Origin of the sequence: Novipirellula artificiosorum (assembly GCF_007860135.1) — a bacterium.
Taxonomy (GTDB): domain Bacteria; phylum Planctomycetota; class Planctomycetia; order Pirellulales; family Pirellulaceae; genus Novipirellula_A; species Novipirellula_A artificiosorum.
In genome coordinates, this window is record NZ_SJPV01000021.1 from 77,817 (window position 1) to 88,312 (window position 10,496).

At 54.3% G+C, this 10,496-nt stretch carries 7 protein-coding genes and 1 pseudogene; 3 read left to right on the plus strand and 5 right to left on the minus strand.

Going from position 1 to position 10,496, the window contains the following annotated elements; translation table 11 throughout:
* Nucleotides 1-151: 151 nt before the first annotated feature.
* Entirely contained in the window at nucleotides 152-2,176 is a 2,025-nt protein-coding gene (locus Poly41_RS31280) for a hypothetical protein (protein ID WP_146531301.1), read from the plus strand.
* A gap of 175 nt (nucleotides 2,177-2,351) precedes the next feature.
* Here the strand turns inward: Poly41_RS31280 and Poly41_RS35285 are convergent, their stop codons facing one another.
* Both Poly41_RS35285 and Poly41_RS31290 read right to left on the minus strand, forming a co-directional pair.
* Nucleotides 2,352-3,692 carry a family 16 glycoside hydrolase gene (locus Poly41_RS35285; RefSeq protein ID WP_231616104.1) on the minus strand — a complete coding sequence of 447 codons (1,341 nt, stop codon included), beginning with the start codon at nucleotides 3,690-3,692 and terminating at the stop codon, nucleotides 2,352-2,354.
* Between the two features lie 354 nt (nucleotides 3,693-4,046).
* Nucleotides 4,047-5,501, minus strand: a complete 1,455-nt coding sequence (locus Poly41_RS31290) for a sodium:solute symporter family protein (protein WP_146531302.1) — start codon at nucleotides 5,499-5,501, stop codon at nucleotides 4,047-4,049.
* 525 nt (nucleotides 5,502-6,026) lie between these two features.
* Between Poly41_RS31290 and Poly41_RS31295 the strand changes: the two genes are divergently transcribed.
* Complete coding sequence (locus Poly41_RS31295; protein WP_197231891.1) at nucleotides 6,027-6,704, plus strand: O-methyltransferase; 678 nt, start codon at nucleotides 6,027-6,029, stop codon at nucleotides 6,702-6,704.
* Between the two features lie 212 nt (nucleotides 6,705-6,916).
* Here Poly41_RS31295 and Poly41_RS34580 read toward each other — a convergent pair whose 3' ends face one another.
* Both Poly41_RS34580 and katG read right to left on the minus strand, forming a co-directional pair.
* Entirely contained in the window at nucleotides 6,917-7,069 is a 153-nt protein-coding gene (locus Poly41_RS34580) for a hypothetical protein (RefSeq protein WP_197231892.1), read from the minus strand.
* A 453-nt stretch (nucleotides 7,070-7,522) separates the two neighbouring features.
* Nucleotides 7,523-9,172: pseudogene (gene katG / locus Poly41_RS31300) on the minus strand (catalase/peroxidase HPI); the annotation flags it as partial.
* Between katG and Poly41_RS31305 the strand changes: the two are divergent.
* Entirely contained in the window at nucleotides 9,161-9,676 is a 516-nt protein-coding gene (locus Poly41_RS31305; RefSeq protein ID WP_146531305.1) for a hypothetical protein, read from the plus strand. The pseudogene katG and the gene Poly41_RS31305 overlap by 12 nt on opposite strands.
* A gap of 247 nt (nucleotides 9,677-9,923) precedes the next feature.
* On the opposite strand, the gene Poly41_RS34585 is transcribed toward Poly41_RS31305, so the two are convergent.
* The coding region (locus Poly41_RS34585; protein ID WP_197231893.1) for a hypothetical protein at nucleotides 9,924-10,496 on the minus strand (573 nt) is incomplete at its 5' end.

Consider the following 10,496-nt stretch of genomic DNA (forward strand, 5'->3'; position numbering starts at 1 on the left):
CATATATTCCATTCCAGGCAGCCAGTGCATGAAAACAGTTGCGGATTTGCGAGTGGCCAGGCGCTCAATCAAACCACGGACCTTAAGGCAAGTGGCGAGCAGGTCGTCCTGGCCTGCTCAGATGCAAGCTCTGTTTGTGGTTGTTGCCACTATGGCAACCGCGTGGTTTCCACAAACGGGGCAGTGCCAGGATATCGCGGGAATCAATGTAACGCCTCACAATCAGTCCTCCGTGATGAGATGGAGGCGACCACCTGCGTCGGAACTGGCCGCACGCGTCGAGTTGTTTCTGCATAACGGCAGTAGTGTTCCGATTCGCCTTCGCAAATCCGACCTGCTGCTGTTCGATGACAAGTCTCCGCAGGAACTTGTCGATTCGTCTTCGTGGGCGTGGCACGACAGCCCGCACTCTTGGCTGCAATCAGGCGTCGAACTGCCGCCTGATTGCCTGACCGTTATTGCGTTCAATGGTCAGTCGGCTGCCTGGGCCGCTGGTACCCAGCATACCGTGCAATTCGGTGAACAAGGTACGAAACAAATCGTGGCGTTGGATGCCCCGACAACCTGGCTGTCCGCTGTCACGTTTCTCGCTACCAACACGGACGGTCATCCGACCCAGGCAATCTATCCGAATCAAATGGTGGTCCATGTGAACCACACTGGAGCCAACTCCATCAAATTCAAATCACTTCGATTGTGGCTGCCCGACGGTGGGGAAGATCCTCATGTCTTTCGTTTGGCGCATGAGCTTGATCAGTTCACTTGTTTTCCAACAGATGCAACGCTTCACGCTGATTCTCGCGGCGGCTTCGTCGTCAATTGCGACCCGCTCCCGCGAAGCTACGCGGTGGTGGAAGTGCAGATGGTATCCGGCGACGATGAGGTCGAATCGTTGTGGGGCTGCCTGAAAATCAAGCCAGAGGTATTCGACATCAGCGGTGGCTGGATCGCTTCGGACATCAACGGCCGCAATAGTCTGACCATCGACGAATATGTGTTGACGCTGAGCAAAATGCACGTCAACACGGGACAGGTCGAGGAAGTGCCTGGCTACACCGACAACCAGGAACGCTACAACAGATTTCCATTTAAACGCTTCAATCGAATGCAGGACCTGTCGCGTTACGACACGGAGGAACTGCTACCAACCATTCATGCGGTTGAATTTATCGGCGAGCCGCAATACGGCGGAGGGCGACCGATTCCGCCTCAGGAAGTCTGGCAGATGCTCGCTCCCTATCAAGCCAGTCGTCTACCGACCAGTGTAACGCTCAGCGAAGAACGCACGTGGCGCTATTACGCCGGCTTATCGGACTATCCGCACTACGACGCGTATCGCGTGATTGCCCCCGCAGCCGATTCATGGACCAATTACGATCGCTGGGACGGCGAACGCATTCGCTGGGGAGCGCCGCTGGAAACGATCGGTGACATGACACGCAGCCTGCGGGAACTCAGCCGCCCACGCCCGATCGCCTATTGGTCACAAGGTGCTCACGACGGCTGGGGAAGTTTATTCAGTTCGCGGCGCCGATCACCTACGCCTGATGAGTTGCAGGCTCAGGCCTGGCATGGATTGTCCAATCGCGTCACGTCGCTGTATTGGTTTAATCTGAGTCTCAAATCGGTTGTTAAGTTCCCGGATCTGATTGAGCCGATCACGAGAGTGAATCGAGAAATTCGTATGGTCGACGAGATCCTGCTGGCCGGCGACGCTTTCGAGCATCGACGGATTGAAAAGGATGGCAAACCAGACTGGGAGATCAACTCAGTGGTCGCCCCCAACGCGGCTCTGCTGGTCATCCACGACGTTGGCTACGCCCCCGATCCGACCGACAACACGTTTCACTTTGAAAATCGAAAAGCCGAGTTGCAGTTCAATTTGCCCTCCTGGCTGAGCGGCACTGTCAACGTCTTCGCCCTGGATGCAGATGGCGTTCACGATGTGGAGCATTCTGTCGACGACGGCAAAGTCACGATTCGAGACGAAGTGCACGTTGCAGGCATTTACATTGTCGCGCAGGAATCCGAACTTCGATCACGCATCGCCGACGAACATGCAGCCCTCATCCGACATGAACGTGAGCTTGGCTTCGACCCGGCGAACGACGAAGCGGACCTCGCGCAATTAAGGTCAACGCTGAATAGTAATCCTTCAACAGACCAAGCCAAGTGACAAGAGAGCGTGGATTGAATCACGAACGCAGCGATCTTGTGCATCTCTCGCAGCGCGCGCAGTTCGATTCCCAAAACACATGTAGGACGGCTTTTCAAGTCGTCGTAGAAAACGCATTCGATAGCGTGAAACGCCGTACTGGCTCGATTGTTCTTTGCAAATGTGGGCGAACGGCTTACTGCTTCGCCGCCTTCTCTTTGGCTTCCAGCATGTCCTTTACCCTTGCTTCCTCCTTCGCCAGAGCCTGACCGGTCACCGGCATCGGTTCAAAGTAAGATTCGGGCACGATTACTTCGTCTTTGGGGATCTCTCGCCAACGCAGGTTTCGAAACCAGACGTCCTGACCGTGGTCCTGTAGCCAGAGTTGTCCCTTGCGTCCGGTAAGGTCGCCACCGCGGGCAGCGAGCAGCTTGATATACCAGTCCCACTTGGGGTCATTGTAATCGAAGGACAACACCCGCTCACCGTTGAGCCAATGTTCGATCACACTCTTCTGGCAGATAATTCGACCCGTGTTCCATTGTCCGATAGGCAGCGTGCCGTCTTTAAACGGTGCCATGCAGAAAAAGAGTGAGGCCGCGGCTTGTCTCGCGTTCTCGCCGTAGGGACTGCCGACGTTGTCGAGCACCTGATATTCGACCTGCCCCGGACGGTAGTAAACTCCGCTGTTGCAGCCTGCGGAGACCTTCCAGTCAAACCGCAATTCGAAGTCGTCCGGTACCGCAGCCGCCGTGTACGTCAGGTTGCCTCCGCGTGACTTTCGGTAGAACGCGCCATCTTCGATGACCCAGTTCCCGGACTGTTCCCAACCGTCGAAGGTCTTCCCGTCAAAGATCGGTGTGAAAGCCGATTCAGGCTTCGTGAAGCGGGCGAGCGGCCGACTGATCAGAATCTTGAGTTTCGATTTCGAGCTCTTGAGTTCTCTCGCGAGAATATCTTGCTCGGTGAATCGGGCCAGCAGGATTTCACTGTCGGTGGCTCGGTTGCGATCGTACGAGATGTAGATCGTGCCGTCGGGGGCTTGAAAGCCGTCGGGATAGGAAGTGCCCTTGCGTTCATCAAGGACGAGTCCCCCTTGCCATGTCTTGCCATCATCATTCGAAAGCCAGGCGCTGAGCTGCACTCGCCCTTGGTGGGCATCGATTCGGTCACCGTGCTTCACCAACAGCAGGCGTCCGGACAGAAGTCGCCGCACATGGAAACGGGCGTTCGGCTGACGAATGCCTTGCGGTTCGGTCGCGTCACTCCAGGTGCGTCCGCCGTCGGTCGAAACCGATTGCATGATCCCCTTCGCGGTTCGCGCCAACATCCAGAGTGAACCGTCCTTTCGCTCGACGATCATGTGCTCGTGCCAGTCGGGATTCGGAAAGGTGGCCATGCCCCGCCGCTCCCAAGTCGTTCCCTCATCGCCGGACACAAACACGTTCGCACCTCGCATTGAATCGAGTTCGGCGAAGCATCCCTTGAACGGCCCGAAACCGCCCCGCTGGTCCAACGAGATCGGCAGCGACGACATTCAGGTCTCGCAACTTGAGACTTTTAGTCCCGGCGATTTCCCTCACCTGATCGAGAGATTTGCTGGTAAGACGGAAGCGGTTCCTTCAACAAGAACGTGTGCATTGTTTGTCCGGCAAGACCACGAGTAGAAAACGCTGCTCTCAGTCGCAGCATGATGGAGTTTTCCACGCGAGTTCTTTCGCCTGTGCATGAACCGATCCCTTTGTGAACATCAGATCGGCTGAGTTTATTGACCGGACGGGGATGTGCGTTCTGGCTGAACTTTCAGTGAATCGATTCGCTGAATTGGCGGTTCCTGCGTTCAACAGTCCTATCATGAGTTGTGTGCAGCAGAATTACTGGACGAAAGCTGTTAAGAAGGACTTGGTTGGTGCCACTCGATTTTCCAGGGCGGTTCGAACACGAAATACGCCACGAGGGCTAGGACCGTCGCTGTCAGCGATACTGGCAGCCGCATTGATTCAAACAGCGCCAACGGCTGGAGGAAATACTCCCAACCGATGCCATAATGAACCGCCCAAGTTAGTGACCCGACTACCAGGGCAGCGATGGCAGGACGACCGCTACGTGGGCGTGAGTAGATGCCAAGCATCATTGGGACAAACAACCCGACAAGCATCAGAGAATAGGAGCTTTCCAGTAATTCGTAGACTCTCTTTCCCACAAACGCAACTCCGAGACTACAGCATGCGACTATCGACACCGCAACACGATTGGTTTTCAATGTGTCCGAATAGCCGATGCGTGGAAATAGATTCTGAGCCAACACACTGGCCGGAGCCAAGATAGCACTATCGATCGTCGACAACACCGCCGAAAGTAGAGCCACCACGAATACGACAGCAACCACGGGATGCAGAAAAGCGTGAGCCATGGTCGGTAGAATATCGACTTCCATCTGCGTGGGAAACATCAGGTTTCCGGCCAACCCCAGCATCAGAGGAATAGCTCCAAAACCAAGATACGCGATTCCGGCAATCAGACATGCTTGTTTGGCAGTTCGTTCGGAGTTCGAAGAGAAAACTCGCTGCATCAAATCCTGTCCTGGCAGGTTGCCGAGAGCACCGACGAGAAACAAGCTCATCCACTTGAGAAATTCGCTCCCTTTATCTGTCGGAATCAAAACGAGCAGTTCAGGGTCGGTCTCTTTAGCAATACGGGTTAGACCCACTTCGACACTACCGTTTCCCAATTCCATCAAGACAACAATCGCCATGACGACCAGTCCGGCAAGCACGAGGCTGACTTGCACTGCGTCGGTCAATGTGACCGACCACATTCCACCCATCAACGTGTATCCGGTCCCGATGACAGCAACGAGAACCAATCCGTAAGTGATAGGAATGTCAAAGAACAGGTTGAACATGCCCGCCATCGCGGTGAACTGGACTGCGATCCATCCGAAGTAACTGGGAACGAGAACGATCGAAGCGATTAATTCGGCAGTCCGTCCAAATTTTCGCTGGAAGAAATCTGGGACTGTAAGCAGCTGCATCCGCCACATCGGTCCGGCCACGAATAGCCCCGCCAACAGCAAACAGAACCCAGCTCCGAACGGATCGAGCGCGACAGCCCGAAGGCCTCCTGTCCGAACCTCATCAGCAGCGCCAAGAAGCGTCGCTGCTCCGAACCATGTTGCCAACAGCGTCATCCAGGCAAGCGAGACCGGAAGTTGACGTCCGGCGACGAGAAAATCCTCGGCATTCTGGATTTTTCGCTGCGCAATGTATCCAATGACGTACATTGCGATGACATACAGGATCGTACACGTACCAAGCAACCATTTCAGCGACGGATCGATTGTCATTCAGCACGGCTTTCAAGCAGTAAGTTGTACCCGATTTTGAACGTAATTTCATCCACATTGCGACCGCTGTCCAGCTAGATCACCCTCTGCTTGCAGATGATTAAGGCTTTATCAGAACGTGAGATTAGTCCAATTACAAACGGCTTTTTACTATCAACGAAGCCTCGTATGCCGAGCCTCCAGGATCCATCTGCTGCGTCTAGTGACTCCATGACCGATCCTCGGATGGAGAATCGTACATTTCCATTCGTCTTCGTCCAGATCCCAAACAAAAATTTCCCCCTTAGTCATGCCAATCGCCACCTGTCGAAGCATGAAGACCACTCGATAAAAAAACGACCCATCGCACGTGATGCCTCGAATCGTTTCGGACAGCAGAATTGATTTGACCGCCTCCATATCGTAAACGTCATAAAGGACAGAAGTACGTCGAGGGTATTGCATCGGAGAGCATTGAATCTTGAAAAAGCTAGGATATGATTAGATCTCCCACCTCCGAACTTCCCACCTCAAATGGAGTCTTCGATGAACCATCCGACTTTGTCAACCGCCGTACTGACATTCACATTTTGCTTTGCCTTCGCTGGAGCGCTCGACACCGTCGCTGCTCTAGAGCCTGGTGCTGGAAATCCGCACGTGACCAATGATTTGGATGCTTCGAGAAAGGCGTTCATTGAAGACTTCAACCGGATCACATTAAACTCAACGCCTGGCGATGCCGCAATGTTACGGATTCTTGTGGAGAGCTCTGGTGCAAAACGGGGTGTCGAAGTTGGCACAGCGACCGGCTATGGTGCGATTGTGATGGGTATCGCATTCGAGCGAACCGGTGGCAAGCTGATTTCCGTCGACATTGATCCCAAGATGGTCCAGACGGCGAGAGAGAACCTAGAAAAGGTTGGACTCAGTAACGTCGTAACCGTCGTAGAAGGAGACGCACTGGAAGTACTTCCCAGGTTGGAAGGCCAATTCGACTTTGTCTACATCGATGCAGTCAAGAGCGACTACCTGAAATACTTCCAGGCTCTGGAACCGAAGCTCGTTCCAGGCACAGTGATCGTGGCTGACAACGTGATCAAATCGGGCAAGCACATGGCGGACTTTCTCGAAGTGATCAACGGATCGCCGAACTACATCTCCAACACCATCCGGTCAGACGAGACCAAGCAGGACGGGATGTTGGTGATTTACAAACTGAAGTAGTCCAATCGTTCTCACAGAGAATCGTTCTAGCTCTGCCCAATCACTGACTACGACGTTGGTTTGCTTCAACACTTCGGCGAAGATTTCTTTTTCGGTAAGACCGATCAGTTCGCGGTGAATGTTCGGTGCCCGCGGCGAGTAGCTCGCGAGTGCGTGTGGCGAAGTCAAGACCGCTTGCCGCCGCCGCAGATGTTGCCAAAACCTTGGAGGGTTCACATTGTCGAACCGAGTCGGAACGATGATTCTAAGAATGCGTCGATCCCTTGATGAGCATTGACGCAAATCGTGACCTCGTCATAGGGAAACGCCATTTCGAACGAATCCAAGATCAGTGGTTCATCGTCGATGACGAGCAGTCGGGTCATTGCTTCTCTGGACAACGATTCGTCTCGCGAAACGAGGTATCAGTGATTGAGCAAGAAAAAATATAACCTTCCGTGCGTGTCCCCTCCATGAGAGCATCTGAACGACTCAATCATCAAAGTGATGAGTTGCAAGAATGCTCTTGAGTCCTGCGATTGTGTGGAATCTCCATGGGCGAATCCTCGTGACATCCCTCTTCTCCAAAGGACTTTGGGATTGTTACGAGTCAAATCGTGACAATGAATGTCTGAATTAGGTCTCGCTCTTTTTCAGTCCTGTACCGATAAATTTCTTGTCATGGCTCGTCTTGCCGGTGAGACCTCCAGTTCGATTCTTCCAGAGGGCGGGAGCTTCGCAATTTGCTCGCCAACTTTTTGACCTACATCCCACCGGTTCAAAGGCGTCACTGCTCGACTCGGAGAGTCGAGCTACCAAAAATCACCAAACCCAGGTGTTTAGCGCCCGTGGAGCCTCACAAGTTTCGATCCATCTCGCAGGGATGGATGGAGGTCAAAGCGATCAAGATTCATCACCTTGTTCCAAGCCGCTACGAAATCGTTAACAAATTTCTGCTGCGAGTCTTCACTCGCATACACCTCCGCGATGGCTCGAAGCTGCGAGTTCGACCCAAACACGAGATCGACGGCAGTACCCTGCCATTTAATTTCCCCTGTCTTGCGGTCGCGTCCTTCGAAGAAGTGCTCGCACACGGGGGACTTCTGCCACACCGTGCTCATATCCAGTAGGTTGACGAAGAAGTCATTGGTCAACGTTTCGGGGCGTTTCGTGAACACTCCCAGATTCGGAATTCCGGAATTTGTATTCAAGACCCGCATGCCGCCGATCAGAACGGCCATCTCGGGAGCAGTTAGCGTAAGCTTTTGAGCTCGATCGACGAGCAACTCCTCTACCAGCCGGTCGAGATCGTCATGACCGAAGGCGTTGCGGAACCCATCCGCTTTCGGCTCGAGCACGGCGAACGATTTTACATCGGTTTGCTCTTGCGACGCGTCGGTGCGTCCTGGAGTGAAGGGGACCTTCACATCGTGCCCGCCCTTCTTGGCCGCGGCTTCAACCGCGGCGCATCCGCCAAGAACGATCAGATCTGCGAGCGAGACCTTCTTGACGCTGGACTGCGAGCGGTTGAATTCCATTTGAACTCTCTCAAGTGTCTGCAAGACCTTCGCCAGTTCAGCCGGTCGGTTGACTGACCAGTCTTTTTGAGGCGAGAGACGAATGCGTGCCCCGTTTGCTCCACCTCGTTTGTCGGTGCCGCGGAACGTCGACGCCGATGCCCACGCAGTCGAAACCAATTGACCAGTAGAAAGCCCAGATGCGAGAAGCTTGACCTTGAGGTCGGCGATGTCCGAATCGCTAATCAATGGATGATCAACAGCAGGGACGGGATCTTGAAACAACTGCGGCTCGGCGACCAGCGGGCCAAGACACCGAGAGATTGGTCCCATGTCGCGGTGCGTCAACTTGTACCACGCCTTGGCAAAGGCAGACTCGAACTCCTTCGGATTCTCGTGGAAGCGTTTTGAAATCGGCCCGTAGACCGGATCCACCTTCAATGCGAGATCTGTCGTGAACATCATCGGGGCATGATACTTGGCTGGATCGTGTGCATCCGGCACGATTCCTTGTGCGGACGCCTGCTTCGGAGTCCACTGATGCGCACCTGCCGGACTCTTCGTCAGCTCCCACTCGAGGTTAAAGAGGTTGTCGAAGTAATCGTTTGACCACTGCGTCGGGGTGGAAGACCAAGCCCCCTCCAGTCCGCTGGTGATCGTGTCTTCAGCATTGCCGCTACCAAAGGTGTTCTTCCAGCCCAGGCCTTGTTCTTCGATGCTGGCTGCCTCGGGTGCGGGACCAACAAACTTACTTGGGTCAGCAGCACCATGGGCTTTTCCGAATGTGTGTCCGCCGGCAATCAGTGCAACGGTCTCCTCGTCATTCATCGCCATGCGGCCAAACGTTTCCCGAATGTCACGGGCCGCGGCCAACGGATCGGGTTCCCCGTTGGGTCCCTCCGGATTCACGTAGATAAGTCCCATCTGCACCGCGGCGAGAGGATTTTCGAGCATCCGATCTTGGTCGACGCGGCCGCTTCGTTCAACGAAGTACAACCCGCCGTCAACAATGCGTCAACCACAAGAACCACCAGTGATGCAAATAAGCCGGGCGACGATTTCAGCGAGCGTGGTGATGTTACCGCGATTCTGACCAAGCATGGCTGGCGATTGATTCGCGATGGCAAGGAACCGTCCGTGCCAGAAGGCCGCATCCCACGGATCACGCGGTTGCTGGCCCTGGCCCATCGCTGCTATGACTTGGTTCGCGACGGGGTGATCATCAACCAATCCGAGCTTGCGCACTACGGCCAAATCTCAACCACGCGGATGTCACAAATCATGTGGCTCGACAATCTAGCCCCAGACATTCAAGAGCAGATCCTCGACTTGCCACGAACGATCCAGGGCCGCGACGCAATCCTAGAACGCGAAGTCCGGCCAATCGCGAAAACGCTCGACTGGGACGACCAAAGAAAGATGTGGGCAGATATCCTGCAGCGTTTACGAAAATGTCCGCTGACAGAACAGAACTGAATCTAAGGTCAGATCAGCTCACCCCATTGCCGACACGCCGATGTTGCGGATCAACGATGATCACCCTTCGATTTTCGGTAGCGACGCGAGAAGTTTGATATCGTTATGATATTCCTTGAGTTCCCGATCATGGGAAGCGGTGGTCTTCGTCAGAACGAGCTTGTGGGGGCTGGAGGTTTTCTCAATGCCGGTAGTGACGTCAAGCTTCTTGCTACGAATCACGTCGATGAGGTGCTGACGTCGATCTTCACGGGCCGCGATGCGGGTCGTTTCTTGTGTGGGTGATGCCAAGAATATTTGCATCTCTAAGCAGAACCGGCAATCGCAATCCGTTTCGTTGGACCGCGAAAAATCTTGCGGAAGCGCTGGCTCGCACTCGGTCGCGTTGGTGAAAAATTCGTTGAGTTCGTTTATCCAAGTTCGCTTCGGCGAGCGACTGACATTCGTCGCACGCGGATTCCAATTCGTCGTCCGGCAACGATTGCAATTCACCACGCTTCGAAAGCAACTGCTCGATCGCATACTCCATCCCCATTTGAACAACGATCTGAGCATGGTGTTCGTTTGACCAAATCACGACCGCAGACTGGTGATACCAACGATCAAGCGTATTGCCGGCGTTCCCCGTGTAACCCTCGTAGTCCTGCCGGGTCGGTTTCCATTGTTCGACCGGCGTGGTGCAAGCCAACATGGTTTCGTCACACGGTAAATCCGCGAGCGAAACGCTCTTGCCCGACGCATCTTTCCAGCCGTCGATGACGATTTCATCGTCGTAAGATTCACCAATGTTCAAGTTGTCGTAGTCGACCGGGTCACTTCG

Bases quoted from the DNA above. Each gene is read 5' to 3' on its own strand.
- Poly41_RS34580 (WP_197231892.1), bottom strand. From the start codon at position 7,069: ATGACCCGACTGCTCGTCATCGACGATGAACCACTGATCTTGGATTCG.
- Poly41_RS31290 (WP_146531302.1), bottom strand. From the start codon at position 5,501: ATGACAATCGATCCGTCGCTGAAATGGTTGCTTGGTACGTGTACGATC.
- Poly41_RS35285 (WP_231616104.1), bottom strand. From the start codon at position 3,692: ATGTCGTCGCTGCCGATCTCGTTGGACCAGCGGGGCGGTTTCGGGCCG.
- Poly41_RS31280 (WP_146531301.1), top strand. From the start codon at position 152: ATGGCAACCGCGTGGTTTCCACAAACGGGGCAGTGCCAGGATATCGCG.
- Poly41_RS31295 (WP_197231891.1), top strand. From the start codon at position 6,027: ATGAACCATCCGACTTTGTCAACCGCCGTACTGACATTCACATTTTGC.